At 61.8% G+C, this 15,200-nt stretch carries 10 protein-coding genes and 5 tRNA genes; 10 read left to right on the forward strand and 5 right to left on the reverse strand.

The features are described 5' to 3' along the window. The first annotated feature begins 307 nt into the window (after window positions 1-307). A complete protein-coding gene (locus tag SINAC_RS17535) occupies window positions 308-529 on the forward strand; it encodes a hypothetical protein (RefSeq protein WP_015246966.1) in 222 nt (73 codons plus the stop codon). Window positions 530-615: 86 nt separating this feature from the next. Here SINAC_RS17535 and SINAC_RS17540 read toward each other — a convergent pair whose 3' ends face one another. From SINAC_RS17540 to SINAC_RS17560, 5 genes are all read right to left on the reverse strand, one after another. Next, window positions 616-1,659, reverse strand: a complete 1,044-nt coding sequence (locus SINAC_RS17540) for an IS630 family transposase (protein ID WP_015244135.1) — start codon at window positions 1,657-1,659, stop codon at window positions 616-618. 131 nt (window positions 1,660-1,790) lie between these two features. Continuing rightward, a complete protein-coding gene (locus SINAC_RS17545; protein WP_015246967.1) occupies window positions 1,791-2,936 on the reverse strand; it encodes a PP2C family protein-serine/threonine phosphatase in 1,146 nt (381 codons plus the stop codon). 30 nt (window positions 2,937-2,966) lie between these two features. Beyond that, entirely contained in the window at window positions 2,967-6,446 is a 3,480-nt protein-coding gene (locus SINAC_RS17550) for a PAS domain-containing hybrid sensor histidine kinase/response regulator (protein ID WP_015246968.1), read from the reverse strand. Window positions 6,447-7,133: 687 nt separating this feature from the next. Next, complete coding sequence (locus SINAC_RS17555) at window positions 7,134-7,463, reverse strand: HesB/IscA family protein (RefSeq protein ID WP_015246969.1); 330 nt, start codon at window positions 7,461-7,463, stop codon at window positions 7,134-7,136. Between the two features lie 400 nt (window positions 7,464-7,863). Next, window positions 7,864-9,039, reverse strand: coding sequence for a cysteine desulfurase family protein (locus SINAC_RS17560; protein WP_020465974.1), 1,176 nt, complete (start codon window positions 9,037-9,039; stop codon window positions 7,864-7,866). 239 nt (window positions 9,040-9,278) lie between these two features. Here SINAC_RS17560 and SINAC_RS17565 point away from each other — a divergent pair, with 239 nt between their 5' ends. The 9 genes from SINAC_RS17565 to SINAC_RS17605 all read left to right on the forward strand — a co-directional run bounded on the left by SINAC_RS17565 (window position 9,279) and on the right by SINAC_RS17605 (window position 15,063). Then, complete coding sequence (locus SINAC_RS17565) at window positions 9,279-10,019, forward strand: class I SAM-dependent methyltransferase (RefSeq protein ID WP_015246971.1); 741 nt, start codon at window positions 9,279-9,281, stop codon at window positions 10,017-10,019. Window positions 10,020-10,183: 164 nt separating this feature from the next. Further along, window positions 10,184-11,635, forward strand: coding sequence for an NADH:flavin oxidoreductase (locus SINAC_RS17570; protein ID WP_015246972.1), 1,452 nt, complete (start codon window positions 10,184-10,186; stop codon window positions 11,633-11,635). Between the two features lie 161 nt (window positions 11,636-11,796). Next, the gene (locus tag SINAC_RS17575) at window positions 11,797-12,633 is read left to right on the forward strand and encodes a thymidylate synthase (RefSeq protein WP_015246973.1); all 837 of its coding nucleotides are present in this window, start codon (window positions 11,797-11,799) and stop codon (window positions 12,631-12,633) included. Window positions 12,634-12,657: 24 nt separating this feature from the next. Beyond that, complete coding sequence (locus SINAC_RS17580) at window positions 12,658-13,236, forward strand: dihydrofolate reductase (protein WP_015246974.1); 579 nt, start codon at window positions 12,658-12,660, stop codon at window positions 13,234-13,236. A 173-nt stretch (window positions 13,237-13,409) separates the two neighbouring features. Further along, a tRNA-Met gene (locus tag SINAC_RS17585) sits at window positions 13,410-13,481 on the forward strand. A gap of 323 nt (window positions 13,482-13,804) precedes the next feature. Further along, window positions 13,805-13,876, forward strand: a tRNA-Met gene (locus SINAC_RS17590). A gap of 328 nt (window positions 13,877-14,204) precedes the next feature. Further along, window positions 14,205-14,276: transfer RNA gene (locus SINAC_RS17595), tRNA-Met, on the forward strand. Window positions 14,277-14,594: 318 nt separating this feature from the next. Next, a tRNA-Met gene (locus SINAC_RS17600) sits at window positions 14,595-14,666 on the forward strand. Between the two features lie 325 nt (window positions 14,667-14,991). Continuing rightward, window positions 14,992-15,063, forward strand: a tRNA-Met gene (locus SINAC_RS17605). Window positions 15,064-15,200 lie beyond the last annotated feature (137 nt).

Raw genomic sequence — 15,200 nt, forward strand, 5'->3', positions numbered from 1 at the left:
AAACCTCCGACCGATCACGACAGGTCCACTCTATTGAGATGACGGGCACGACGGCACGAGCCTTCCCTTCGCCTCTTGGCTGGGGAGGCCGGTCCATCTCATCCGGAGTCGTCCGCGCGGGGCTGAAGTGCGATCCGCCCACCGGACTCAAGAGACCGGCTCGTCGGCCATTGGCCCTGGATCAGGTCCCCAAGAATGGGAACCGACCTTGTCGCCAAGGGGTCCGGACGCGAGTCCAGCGTCGGCCGGAGGATGCCCCACCCTTCACTCAACGCAACGAAACAATGCTAACGCGAGGATCCCAATCATGACGCCTTTGGCCGTTCGCCTGTCCGAACTCGCGACTGCAACCCCGAGACAGGCCGTGAAACGGGTGACGCCAAACCCAGCCAGCACCCACCAGGCGATGATGGACCGCCTCAGTCTCTCGTGCGAGACCCCGCACGTCGACAACCCCAGGGAAGACCTCGATCACCTCAGCCTGACGAGCGACGAGCCCCAAGCTGAATCCGAAGATCGTTGGATGTGACTCAATCGGCTGGAAACGATCAACGAACGAGCAAAAACAAAGCATTGAGCCAGGCCTAAATAGAAACTTTCAAATGGGAAAGTAGATCAGGCGGCCCTGGCTTTTGGGTAAGCCGAACCCTCGATCTGGAAAGGGTTTGCCTGTCCCAGCCAGGTGAAGACTCGATCCAATAATTCCTCCAGATCCTTGCACCGATGATTCCGGGTGATGTTCTCGTGCAAATGCCACCATACCCGCTCGATCGGGTTCAGGTCCGGGGAGTATGCGGGGAGCAGATGGACTTCGATTCGACCCTCGTGCTTCCAGAGGTACTGGATCACCTCCAGGCTGGTGTGGCTCCCCGCGTTGTCGCAGATCACGTGGATCTTGCGGTAGCGTCGCAGCCTGCGGCGCAGGTCGTCGAGGTGCTTGATGAACAACGCTCCGTCGCGCCCTTGCTTGGGGGCCGCCTCGGTGACGAACACCTGGCCGGTCCGCCAGTGGATTGAGCCGGAGATGTGCCGCTTCTTGTTCGTCCCGGGGGTCTCGACCTTCGCTTGTCGGCCTTTGAACATCCACATCCGGCCGATCTTTGGGTTGGTGTGAACCTCGACTTCGTCCTGCCAGACGGCCGTCTCGTCCTCGGGCAGCTCTTCCAGGAGCTTCCGCAGTTCAGCCAGCTTGACCTGCCTCTCGTCTTCGTCCGGCTTCAGGGTCGGCCGGGGTCGCCGGTACACCAGGTGGCCGCGATGGAGCCAGCGACGGACGGTCTCCCGGCTGACGCGAACGCCTTCTCTTTCTCGCAAGAGCAGGGCCAACAACACACACGACCAGCGACTGCGGAGGAAACCGAAGTCGCTGGGGGTCGTGGTGGTCACCCAGTTCACGAGGATGGCGACCCAGCCGAAGCCCAGCCGAAAGGGCCGGCCCCGTTTCCTCCCAGTCAACCCTTCGAGGCCCTCGGCCTGGAACCGCTTCAGCCAGCGGTCGACAGTGCGTGAGCTGCAGAAGAGCATGGACTCGATGTTGTCCCAGGGATGGCCGTCAGCCAACAGGAGGATAATGTGGGCGCGAAAGCGGAGTTCGGGATCAGAATCCTTGCGGTAGATCGCCAAGAGTTCGTCGCGTTGAGTCGTCGAAAGGGAGAGCATGGGCGTCGTTAATGTTCGTCCGTGTTGAGTCGTCGGTGCAGTCCTCTGCATGAATTATAGGGGCAGGGCTACTTTCCCTTTGGCAGGGAACTATTTAGAAATCAACAACAACCTTCACCAGAGGTGGCGAGTTACGAAGTCCTCTTGAGAACGACCAGAGTCAGGTCATCTTTTTGCGGCGTGAGGCCGCGAAAATCGAAGACGTCGCGGATCACGCATTCGAGAATCGCGCCTGCATCCTGGTGGGCATGGCGGAGCAGGCTTTGCTTGAACCGCTCGCGGCCGAATTGTTCCCCCTCCGCGTTCCATGCCTCCGTGATCCCGTCGGTACAGAGGGCCAGGACCTGCCCTGGATCACGAAACAGGGCATGGTGCTCGCGAAACGAAATGTCCGGGTCGATGCCGAGGACCGGGCCGTCCCCCTCCAGGTCGGTAAACGTTCCCGACCCTGGGTCCACGAGCAAGGCGGGCTCATGGCCAGCGCTCACCCAAGTCACCGCGTCACCCCGAACCTCGATCAAGTAGAAGGTCATGAACCGCTCGACGTCGCCCAGGTCGGCAACGAGATGCCGGTTCATATCCGTCACGACTTCGCCGAGACCACCGGCCCGTGACGCCCTCATCCGCAGACTGGCGCGGGCCGCCGTCATGAGCAGGGCGGCGGCAGGTCCATGGCCCATTACATCCCCCACGGCAACCCCGAAGCCGCGCCCGGCGAAGTCGTCGCCCACCAAGAAGTCGAGGTAGTCACCCCCTACGGCATCGCAGGGGGTCATCCGCCCCGCTACCTCGAGGCCGGGGAGGGCGGGGAGGGCCTTGGGGAGCAGGCTGCGCTGCACGTCGGCGGCCACGGCCAAGGATTCGCTCAAGGCCTTATTCTGGGCCGCCAAGGTCTTGCGGGCCAGAGCGAGTTCGATATGCGCAGCAACCCGCGACTGCACAATGGGTGGCCGAACGGGCTTCGTGATGTAATCGACCGCTCCCAGCGAGAACCCCTTGGTCTCATCGTCCACCTCGGTCATCGCCGTGACGAAAATGACCGGCACGTCCTGCGTCCGCAGGTCCGCCTTGAGACGGCGGCAGACTTCGTAGCCGTCCATCTCGGGCATCATGACGTCGAGGAGCACGAGGTCCGGCCGGTTCCCTGAAAAGGCAATTTCGAGGGCATCCGGACCGCTGGTGGCTACGCTCAACAAGTAGTCACGGCGGAGCAGGTCCGCGAGGATCTTGATGTTGGCCGGCGTATCGTCGACGACCAGAATTCTTGGCTTGCTCATGTGCCGTACCGGCTGACCTTGAGGAATCGTTCAGGGACCGCCCGAATCGAGCGAGATACCCTCTACGGCTGCGAGGGAAACGAGGGCCTTCATCGCCCCCCGGAAATCGAACAGGTCGAGCGCCTGGGCAGCACGCTCGACTTCATCGCCGCGTGAACCCTTCAGCGCGGCACGAACGTGTTCCAGAGCGTTCTCGACATCAGGGTTGTTCTTGAAAACGAGATCGGCCAGTTCGCGGAGTGCCGTTTCGAGCGCGGGCCGGTCCACGGCCTCCCCGGCTTGCCCTCCCGAAACTTGCGCCTCGGCCCGGGCGGCTGCCGCCTGTTGTGCGAACGGCTCCAGGCCCCGAATGACCACCGACAGCTCCTGCTCAACGCCCGGCAGAAGCGTGCCAGCCTTCTCCAGGTCACTGACCCGCAATGCGGAATCGAGTTCCCCCGTCGCCCGGTGCAAGTCCATCGCCCCGATGTTCCCGGCCACACCTTTCAAAGTGTGGGCCTGGCGTTCGGCATCCGTTAGCCGGCCCTCCGCGATCGCGGCCCGGACTCGGTCGACGCTGGTCGCATAGTCACGGTGGAAATCGAGTAGCAGCTTACGATAGAGCGTTTCGTTCCCAGCCACCCGTCTGAGCCCGGTAACGCGATCGATCCCTGACCACTCGCTCGCCTCCGGCCGAGCGGGCTGGGGGGGAATTCTCTCCTCCGGTTGCGCTGGCAAGGTCTTCGCTGCAACCTTCCGCTCTCCCGGCTTGATCCACCGGAGCAGGACAGCGAAGAGCACGTCGGGGTCGATCGGCTTGGTCACGTGGTCGTCCATGCCGGCCTTGAGACTCTGCTCCCGGTCCCCAGCCATGGCGTGCGCGGTCATCGCGATGATCGGCAGGTCACGGTATCGCCCGTCGCCGCGCAACTCGACCGTCGCCTGCAAACCATCCAGCTCCGGCATCTGGATGTCCATGAGCACCGCGTCGTAGGGGTTGGCACGCACCAATTCCACAGCCTCCCTACCGTTGGCTGCAATGTCCACGACGAGCCCGGCCGACTCCAGGATCTCCCGGGCCACCTGCTGGTTGATCTCATTGTCCTCAGCCACCAGGACCCGGCTCCCCCGGATCGAGCCCATCGCCTCCAGTTGCATCGCCGGCACCGTTAGTGGGCGGAAGTCCTGGTGCTTGCTGTGGCCGAAGACCTCCATGATCGTGTTCAGAAGCACCGACTGACCCACCGGCTTGATGAGGAAGCCTTCGACCCCCACCCTCTCGGCCCGGCTCATGATCTCCTCCCGGCCGTAGGCCGTGACCATGACGACGGTCGGGGCCTGGTGCAGCCGCGACGATTTCTTGATCCGACGAGCTGCTTCGATCCCGTCCATGCCGGGCATCTTGTAATCCATCAGGACCAGATCGAACGGCCGCCCCTCGTCGGCCGCCCGGTCCAAGGCTACGAGAGCCTCCGCGCCGGTGGTCGCAACGCCTACCTCGAAGGACATGGACTCGAGGGCGTCTGTCAAGATCTCGCGCGACGTTCCGCTGTCATCCACAACGAGCACGCGCAGCCCTTGGAGTTCGCCGACCAGACGGCCAAACCGGATCCTCGACTTGCGGGCCAGCCCGAAGGCCGCCGTGAAGTCGAAGACGCTCCCCTTGCCGGGCTCGCTCTCGACCGAGATCTGGCCCCCCATGATCTCGACGAGCTGCTTGCTGATCGAGAGACCCAGCCCGGTCCCACCAAACTTGCGGGTGGTCGAGCTATCGGCTTGCACGAACGGCTGGAAGAGCTTCCCCGCCTGCTCCGCGGTCATCCCGATTCCGGTGTCGCGGACGGAGAACGCAAGGACGGCCTGCTCCTCCGTCTTCTCCACGAGCTGGGTCGAGATGACAATCTCGCCTTGCTCGGTGAACTTGACCGAATTGCCAGCCAGGTTGATGAGGATCTGCCCCAATCGGAGCGAGTCGCCGACCAGGTGGAGCGGAAGCCCCGGCTCGGTGCGAAAAAGGACCTCGAGTCCCTTCTCTTCAGCCTTGGGCGTGATCAGAGTGGCGACGCTATCCAGGACGTCCTCGAGGTTGAATTCCGCCGCCTCCATGTCGAGGCGGCCTGCCTCGATCTTGGAGAAGTCGAGAATGTCGTTGATGATCCGCAGCAGGGCTTTGGCCGAGCCGTCGATCTTCTTGAGGTAGTCACGCTGCTTGGGCGCCAGGTCGGTCTGGAGCGCCAGGTGGCTCATGCCGATGATCGCGTTCATCGGTGTGCGGATCTCATGGCTCATGTTGGCCAGGAAATCCCCCTTCGCGCGACTGGCTTCCACCGCTTCTTCCCTCGTCTTCTCCAGTTCAACAATCAAGTTCTCCAGTTCTTTCTTGTGCCGCATCTCCTCAGTGACGTTGTTGCCCACACACAGCAACTCTTTCCCTCGTCCTTCGCCGGACTTGATTACTCGGTTCGACCATGCGACCCAGATGCGTTCCCCTGATTTTACCACATTTTCATTCACTTCATTGACGAGAACGTCCTGTCCCTGGAGCGCGTCGACGCGTTGGCGGACCTCCTCATGCCACTCGGGCGGGACGATCATGTTCAAATTCTGGCCGACGAGTTCGGCATTGGTGTAGCCGAGCAGCTCAGTCGCATATGCGTTTGCAAATGTGATGACACAGTCGCCGCGGACCTTGATCACGACCGAACGCATGAAGTTGACCAACGACTCATAGCGAGTGGCCAGCCTTCCCACCATGTCTTCGAAGACCAGGGCCAGCCGCCCCAACTCATCCCCGCGTGCGCAAACGACCTGCAAGGTGCCGACCTGGTACTCTTCGGCCTCGACCGCCTTAGCGGCCTGGATCAACTGATCGAGTGGCACAGTCAGCATGTCACGAAGAATGAAGTAGGCCAGGATGCCCACAGCCAGCAGGAGACCAGCGACTCCCGCAGCCACCAGCGAATTCTTGAAAGCCAGTTCCGCGAACAAGGAGTCGGTCTTGTACCCAACCTCGACAATCCGTGGCGAGCCCACCCCCGAGACGCCCACGTACTTGTAGACAAAGGGGTCGATCTCGCGTTTGCGGCTCTCCTGGACGACCACATCCAGATGATCACGGCGGCCGTCCAGCAGGCGCAGAAAGATCCCCGCTTGCGGCTGATCGGCTTTAAATGTGAATTCCTGCTCTTCCGAACCGAGGTATACCTTGCCGGAGTCGTCGGCGATCCAGAATTCGTAGTCGTACTTCCGTTGTTCCTTCGCGAACCGCGCAATCTCTCGGAGGTGACGATTGATTTCCGCGGGCTTCATTCCCGCCTCTCTCTTTTGTTCCGCGATCGCCACGAGGTGGGCGACGATCCGTGCCTGCATGACCATCTGGTCCCCGATCGCGTCTTCCACAAAGCGCTGAGTGGTCCAATGGACCACAAAGGTCGTGATCACGGCCGTGGCCGCGACAGGAAGCCCGACGAGGAGCAGAATGCGCGTATTCAATCCCAGGGCATTGAGCCACCGTCTTGCCTTGTTGCGCATACCGTCGTCCTCGTTGATGCCTTCATCTCCGCCTCCCGAGGAATCAACCTTAGCATCCGGCCAGGGAGAAAAGCCGACTTCTCGCGTTGCAGTGCGGCGCCGGCGAATCACCAGACAGTCCCAATGACGAGATCATGCATTCCCGAGATCGCCAAACCCGGATGGTTCCGACCGGGCCCAATAGAGAGGCCTCTGGTGGCGTTGAACGTGCGACGACAACAGCACGTTCGACGCGATCAGAGGCCTCTCTCTGAGTTTAGATCCTGTTCCGCCGTTGTCATGCGATTTTCCTCCCAGGCTCCTGCCTCTCCGTCAGTCCGATCAGAAGAGTAGGCGGGCGACTCCGGACGTGCCTCGGTTCAAGATCAGGCCTGGAGAGTCGCAGGGAGGGTCTGCACCTTTGATGAGCGCAGCGAGATGCCCCGGCACCCCGCATAAAATAGGGTGACGCCATCACTGATTATCCAAGCGCGATTAAATCAGACCGATGAATCAGATGATCCCAAGTCGGGGAAAGGGATCTGCTGGCCGGTGAGCCGTCCAGGTTCTCGAATCACGGGAGGGCGGGGGAAGTATACAACGCGCCGATAGGTAAACCGCTCGAGAAAAAAAAAGGGGCAGGCCAATGGAATGGCCCACCCCTTTATTGATCGAGGACAACTGGCGTCGAACGCCTGTCCAATATCATCAGACCTGGAACGAACTGCCGCAGCCGCACGACTTGACGACGTTCGGGTTGTTGAAGACAAATCCTCGTTTTTCCAGGCCGTCGTAAAAATCGACAACCGTTCCGTCGAGGTAGGGGTCAAATTTCTTGTCGACAGCCAGCTTCACGCCGTGAACGTCGATAACGCGGTCGCGCTCGGAGACGGCGGTGTCGAAGTTCAAGCTGTAGGAGAAACCGCTGCAGCCGCCCCCCTGGACGCCGATGCGGAGCACCGTCTCCTCGGGAAGGTTCTGCTCGGTGACAATCTTCTTGACCTCAACTGCAGCCTTTTCACTCAGGGTCACACCCATCGGTAGTCTCCTTTGCTGGCGAAACGTCCCCGGTACGACGACGCTGCGTCGCTCCCCATAATCCTATCATAACGTCGAGTCAAATCCCAACGCCTTCCCGCACATCCGACAAGAGGATCGCAAAGCCCCTATTGCAACACGCTGGTGAAACTTCAGCGACTTGCTCAATGGGTTGAGGGTCCGCCATGCATTAATACGCAGTGCAGCGGCCCGAAGTTCATCGCCCGGTCGAATTCGCATGGATCCGTGTTCACGAGAACCGCAAGAGGGATTAATGAATTCCCTGGGACCGGGGGCACCCCTCCCGCTCTTAATTCATTGAAATAGAAAAGCGGCCGGGTCGCCCGCGGTCCCAGGAACCAGAAACGCAAATCAGAGCCACGCTGGGTCAGGTCTTCGTTCAGGGCGCATCCGCACTCACGTTCTTACCTCGAAGCCGCATCACGGCCCTGGCCACGGCATCAGCCGCGAAATCGATCTCCTCGGCGGTCGTGAACCGCCCCAGGCCAAATCGCAGGCTGGCCCGCGCCATTGCCTCGTCAACCCCCATCGCGCGCAAAACGTGGCTCGGCTCTGGGTTAGCCGACGTACAGGCCGAGCCCGAGCTGACAGCCACATCGCGCATCGCCATCATCAAGGCTTCCCCATCGACGTCGGCGAAGCTCAGGTTCAGGTTGCCGGGCAGCCGGAGCGTCGGATGACCGTTAAGCCGGATGGCCGGAACCCGCCCGGCAATCGCCGCATGCAACCGCTCGCGAAGTGCCAGAAGCCGAGCGGATTCTTCAGCTCGCTCCAAACTCGCCAGCGCGGCGGCCTCGCCGAGGCCGACGACCAGCGGGACCGCCACGGTCCCGCTCCGAAACCCACGCTCGTGACCGCCGCCGTCAAAGAGCGGGACCAGTCGCACCGGCGGATCACCTCGGCGAACGAACAGGGCGCCCACCCCCTTCGGACCGTAAATCTTGTGGGCAGATAGACTTAACAGGTCGATCGAATCGTCGTTGACGTCGAGCGGGACCTTGCCGACCGCCTGGATCGCGTCGACGTGAAAGAGGATCCCGCGTGCGCGACAGAGCCGGCCAATGGCGGCAATCGGGTTGAGCGTACCAACCTCGTTGTTGGCCGCCATGATCGAGACCAAGACGGTTCGCCCCGTAAGGGAATTCGCGATCGATTCCACCGAAATCAGACCGTCCGGAGCAGGGGGGACCACCGTCAGCTCCCACCCCTCACGCGCCAGCCGTTTCAGCGGGTCGAGCACCGACTTGTGCTCGGTCGCAGCGGTAACGACATGGTTTCCGCGCGACTTCAGGCCCGGCAAGCCCCCCTTGATCGCCAGGTTATTCGACTCGGTTCCCCCCGACGTGAGGATGATCTCCTGCACCTCCGCGCCGATGAGCCTGGCGATTTGCTCCCGGCTCCGGTCAACCGCCTCGGCCGCCTCCCAGCCGAAGCGGTGCGAGACGCTCGCGGCATTGCCGTAGGTCATCGTGAAATGCGGGAGCATCGCCTCGACCACGCGCGGATCGACCCGCGTCGTCGCGTGGTTGTCGAGATAGATGGGCAAGTTGGGCACGTCGGGGCATTCTCTCCACGTGAAACGAGACCAACGGAGCGGAGCCGACATTGATATTTTTGCGGATTATCCGACTTTTTCATCGTAGTTGGAATTCCCTTGGCGATCAACACGAGGCACAATGGCCCGCCCCTTGGTTTTCGATGGCGAGACCCGCAAAAAAAAAGGGGCGCGATGGCGAGCGAATGGAAATGCCCGCCCTTCCCACCGACGGATCCAACAGATCGCAGGGAGGCACCATGGCGTACGACCGAGACCAGGCGACGCACGAGTTCACCCGCTGGAGCGAAAGCTACGATCGCTCCATCCTGCAATGGCTGCTCTTCGGGCCATCGCACCGGGCCTTGATCCGGAGGATCCGCACCGTCGTGGAAGACCGCCCCGCGCGGATCTTGGACGTCGGGTGTGGGACCGGCGTCTTCGCCTCCCGGATCCGTGAGTCCTTGCCCAACGCGAAGGTCTGGGGCATCGACCTGGTGGCCGAGATGCTGACCAAGGGGGCCGAGCGCTGGCGGCAGCATGCCGGGCACATCCAGCCGGCCCAGGCGGATAGCGAACGGCTCCCGTTCGCCTCGGGCACATTCGACATCGTGACCTGCGCCAACAGCTTCCACCACTACCCGCACCAGGACCGGGCGATTGCCGAGATGCACCGGGTGCTGCGTCCGGGGGGCCGTTTGATGCTGATCGACGGCTACCGCGACGGCCTCTGGGGCTGGTTCATCTACGACGTCTGCGTCGCGGGGGTCGAGGGGGACGTACATCACGCCTCGTCCAAGCGGTTCCGCGAGTTGTTCGCCCAGGCCGGCCTCCGCGCCATCGCGCAAAAGGTCCATCGCGGCCCCGCCCCGTTCTTGCTCACGGAGGCCGTCGCCACCGATCCGGCCCCCTCGTCGATCTTCCCGTCTCCCCACTTCCGTGGCGTCATGGGCCTCGCCAACCGCGAAGCCTCAGCCTCGGCGATTCCTCGTGAGGATTGACGAACGAAACGTTCATCAATCCCTCAGGAAGGCACGTGAGGCCAAGTGCTTTTGAACTCCGAGACCGAGATCGCGAGCGGGGAGGTTGATCACCGCCCCACTCGCGCGGAGAATGGATGCGCAGAAGCATGCGTCCCGGTCGGTCTCGAGAGGCTCAAAAAGGAATGGAACCCCGCCGCATTGCCAGTCTGAAGACGGCCGAGAATTTCCGCGACACCCAGGAGCGGCTCGGCATCGACCTGCCGTTCGACGAGACGGTCGAGGCCGGCGCAGAGTCTCCTTTGGGTCGGCCCTACCACTGGCGAGGGGGGACCGTCGGCAACCGGTTCGCTATTCTTCCCATGGAGGGATGGGACGGCGAGTCTGACGGCAAACCGTCGGACCTGACCATCCGCCGCTGGGAGAACTTCGGACTCAGCGGCGCCAAGCTGATCTGGGGAGGCGAAGCCGTCGCCGTTCGACCTGACGGGCGGGCGAACCCCAATCAACTCGTCATCAACGACGCCAACCTGGCAGGCCTCGAACGGCTCCGGCTCCGGCTCGACACCGTCCACCGCGCACAGTTCGGCCGGACCGACGACCTCTATGTCGGGCTTCAGCTCACGCACTCGGGGCGGTTCGCCCGCCCGTACGACAAGCGCAAGATGGAGCCGCAAGTCCTCTACCGGCACCCTTGCCTCGACCCCAAGTTCGGCCTCGGGTCGGACGTCCACCTCCTGACCGACGACGAGATCGCCCGCCTGGTTACCGACTTCGTCCGCGCTTCGCGACAAGCGCACGACGCCGGCTTCGCATTCGTCGACATCAAGCACTGCCACGGCTACCTCGGCCATGAGTTCCTCTCGGCCGTCGATCGCCCCGGCCGGTACGGCGGGAGCTTCGTGAACCGCACCCGGTTCTTGCGTGAGATCGTCGAAGGGATCAAGTCGGAGGCTCCCGGCCTGGAGGTCGGCGTCCGCATCAGCATTTTTGATTTCCTTCCCTATCGGGCCGGCCCCGACGGCCAGGGCGAACCGTGGCCCTGGCCCGGCTCCCCCTATCCCTACGCCTTCGGCGGCGACCCGGGCACGGGCTTGGCACTCGATCTGGCCGAACCCTCGGCCTTCCTCAACCTGCTGGAAGAGTTAGGCATCCACTGGGTCTGCACGACAGCCGGCAGCCCCTATTACAACCCCCACATCCAACGCCCCAGCGCTTTTCCCCCGTCCGACGGCTACCTCCCGCCGGAAGATCCGCTCATCGGAGTCGCCCGCCAGGTGGACGCCACGGCCGCCCTCAAGGCACGCCACCCCAACCTGGCGATCGTTGGATCGGGCTATACTTATTTGCAAGACTGGCTCCCTCACGTCGGTCAGCGCGTGGTTCGCGACGGCAGTGCCGACTTCGTGGGCCTGGGCCGGATGGTCCTCTCCTACCCCGACCTGCCGGCCGATGTCGTCGCCGGCCGGGTCTCGGACCGCAAGCGGATCTGCCGAACCTTCAGCGATTGCACCACCGCCCCGCGCAACGGCATGGTCTCCGGCTGCTATCCCCTCGACCCGTTCTACAAGACCAGGCCCGAGCGGGAACAGCTCGCGCAACTCAAACGCGACACGCCCAGCGCAGGCCAACGGTAAAATTCAGGGTTCGCGAACGATTCCAAATCCAAAGAAATCCGCTCCGTCGCGCCGCGACTCTCGACGCCCAAGAAGTCGATAACCGGGGTAGGTCATCAGAGAGTTTCCTGCCCGTCGAGAGGTGAGGAACGCATTCGACCTGGAGCAGGAAGGACCCCAAAATGAGGCAGTACCTGGACTTGCTGCGATTGGTCTACGAACGGGGCGAGCTGAAAGGATCGCGGGCAGTGCTGGAGAGCACGGGGACGAAGCCGAAGACGCGAAGCCTCTTCGGGTATCAGAACCGTTACGACCTCACCCAAGGGTTTCCCCTGGTCACGACCAAAACCGTGCCCTTCCGGCAGGTGGTCGTCGAGGTGCTCTGGTTCCTGAGCGGTTCAACGAACGTCGACTACCTCCAGCGTCACAACGTGAAGATTTGGGACCAGTGGGCCGATGAAACCGGGGAACTTGGTCCGATCTATGGCAAACAGTGGCGGGCCTGGGAGGGGGGCGACGGGCAGCACGTGGATCAGGTTGCAGAGTTACTCCGAGGGATCGAACAAGTCAAAGCCGATCCCACCGCATCGGCGGCGCGTCGCCTGATCCTCACGGCCTGGAACCCCGCCGACCTCCCGAAGATTCATGGCCCATCGGGATGCCACACGCTCTGCCAGTTCTCGATGAACAACGGCAAGCTGTCCTGCCAGCTCTACCAGCGGTCGGCCGACCTGTTCCTGGGCGTGCCCTGGAACATCGCGAGCTATGCGTTGCTGACCCACCTGATTGCCAAGGTGACCGGTCTCGAGGCCGCTGAATTCATCCATACCTTCGGTGACGCTCACATCTACGAGAATCACCTGGATCAAGTGGGCGAGCAATTGACCCGAGAGCCCTATCCGCTCCCAAAGCTGGAAATTGATGACAGCGTGACCAGTCTCGATGGGCTCACGCCCGAACAATTCAGGCTGGTTGGCTATCGGCACCACGCTCGCCTCTCGGGAGAGGTGGCGGTCTGACTGACTGATTGAGAAAGGGCCGTCATGATCGTCTCTGCCATTGCCGCGATGAGTCGTACGGGAGTGATCGGCGATGGCGTCAAAATGCCCTGGCACCTCCCGCGCGACTTGAGACGATTCCGCGACTCCACCATGGGCAAGCCGGTCATCATGGGGCGCCGGACCTTGGAATCCCTTCGCGGCCCGCTGCCCGGTCGACTCAACATCGCCCTCACGCATTCGGCCAGCTACCGCGCGGAGGGATTTCGAATCGCGAGATCCATCGACGACGCGATCCGGATTGCCGAAGAGCAGGGGGGTGACCACGGCGAAGTCATGGTCATCGGCGGGGGGGTGGTCTACCAAGACACGGCTCCCCTCTGGGATCGGCTCCTGCTCACCGTCGTGGAAGGCGAATTTCCGGGCGGCACGTATTTCCCATTAGCGATGGCGAAGGAAGAGCGGTGGCGGCTGGTCAGACAGGAGTACTGCGCTCCTGACAGCAAGAATGCACACGCCCATTGGTTCCTCAGCCTCGAGCGCGAGAACGCGTCCCACCTCGAGGCTCAACGCTTCGACCTCTCCACGTGGCTCAACACTCAGCCCGCCCCAATCGCAGGTTGACCACACACACTGGGATGCGGGTGTCCGCTCGTTTCCTCGGGAAGTGAACGATGATCGATCCGACTCGGATTAACCGCCAACCAAATGCACATGCTCTGAATTCATGCGATTCAAATCTTAACAATCTCACCGACTTCCATTGACAGCCCGGGCACGACCGGTTAATGTACGTGTGCGCTGTAGAGCACCGGTAGCTCGCCAGGCTCATAACCTGGAGGTAGGTGGTTCGATTCCGCCCGGCGCAACTTACACTCCTCCTTGAGCTGAACGGCAACACGCCGATCACTATGGCTCAAAGCCGGCCCCTTTTCTTGCACTGGGTCCGCATCATGGCCTGCCTTAGGCCAGTGAGAACGAAAGCCGCACTTGTCACCTCCGCTCTGTCGAGGTGACGAGCCGTTGTTTACCCCACATAATATCCGATGACGACCAGTGAGTTCTCGGCAACGTCAACGCCAGTGCGGCGAAGCGTTTTGAGCAGCGCTGCGCAAGTCACTGAAGTCGCTTTGGTTGCAACAATCACGGTGTCTCACATTGACAGTCCGGGCGTGATCGGTTAATGTACGTGTGCGCTGTAGAGCACCGGTAGCTCGCCAGGCTCATAACCTGGAGGTAGGTGGTTCGATTCCGCCCGGCGCAACTTACACTCCTTTCGTCTGAGTCGAACGGCAACACGCCGAGTTAAGACGGACCCTTTTCTCCTATGGGGTCCGCATGAAGGCCTGCTCTGGGCCAAAGAGAGATGAACCGACCCTCTCTACCTTTGCTTAGGCAAAGTAATTGAGGTGGCAAGCTGTTCCCCGTCCAAGGCGAACGCTCGGCCCACGATCGGTAGGCCTTCGATACCAACTTCACCGGCACGATGATGCATGCTCAACAGCGATGCGCAAATCACTGAAATCGCTTTGGTTGCAACAATCACAGTGTCTTCACATTGACAGCCCGGGCACGACCGGTTAATGTACGTGTGCGCTGTAGAGCACCGGTAGCTCGCCAGGCTCATAACCTGGAGGTAGGTGGTTCGATTCCGCCCGGCGCAACTTATACCCCTTTCGTCTGAGTCGAACGGCAACACGCCGAATTGAGACGGACCCTTTTTCCCCATATGGGGTCCGCATGAAGGCCTACTCTGGGCCAACGAAAGTTAAAGCCGCACTTGTCACCTCCGCTCTGTCGAGGTGACGAGCCGTTGTTCACCCCACACAATATTCGATTACGACCAGTGAGTTCTCGGCAACGTCAACGCCAGTGCGGCGAAGCGTTTTGAGCAGCGCTGCGCAAGTCACTGAAGTCGCTTTGGTTGCAACAATCACGGTGTCTCACATTGACAGCCCGGGCGTGATCGGTTAATGTACGTGTGCGCTGTAGAGCACCGGTAGCTCGCCAGGCTCATAACCTGGAGGTAGGTGGTTCGATTCCGCCCGGCGCAACTTACACTCCTCCTTGAGCTGAACGGCAACACGCCGATCACTATGGCTCAAAGCCGGCCCCTTTTCTTGCACTGGGTCCGCATTGTGGCCTGCCTTAGGCCAGTGAGAACGAAAGCCACACTTGGCACCTTCGCTCTGGCGAAGTAATGAGTCGTTGCTCACCCGACGCAAACAATCCGAGCACGACCGATGAGCCCTCGATAGCGTCAGCCCAGTACGGCCACGCGTTTTGAGCAGCGCGGCGCCAGTCACTGAAATCGCTTCGATTGCGGCAATCACTGCGTCTTCACATTGACAGCTCGGGCGCGATCGGTTAATGTACGTGTGCGCTGTAGAGCACCGGTAGCTCGCCAGGCTCATAACCTGGAGGTAGGTGGTTCGATTCCGCCCGGCGCAACTTACACTCCTTTCGTCTGAGTCGAACGGCAACACGCCGAGTTAAGACGGACCCTTTTCTCCTATGGGGTCCGCATGAAGGCCTACTCTGGGCCAGTGAGAATACATCGGCCCTCGTGACCAAGTCGCGAGGTGCCA

Origin of the sequence: Singulisphaera acidiphila DSM 18658 (assembly GCF_000242455.2) — a bacterium.
Taxonomy (GTDB): Bacteria; Planctomycetota; Planctomycetia; order Isosphaerales; family Isosphaeraceae; genus Singulisphaera; species Singulisphaera acidiphila.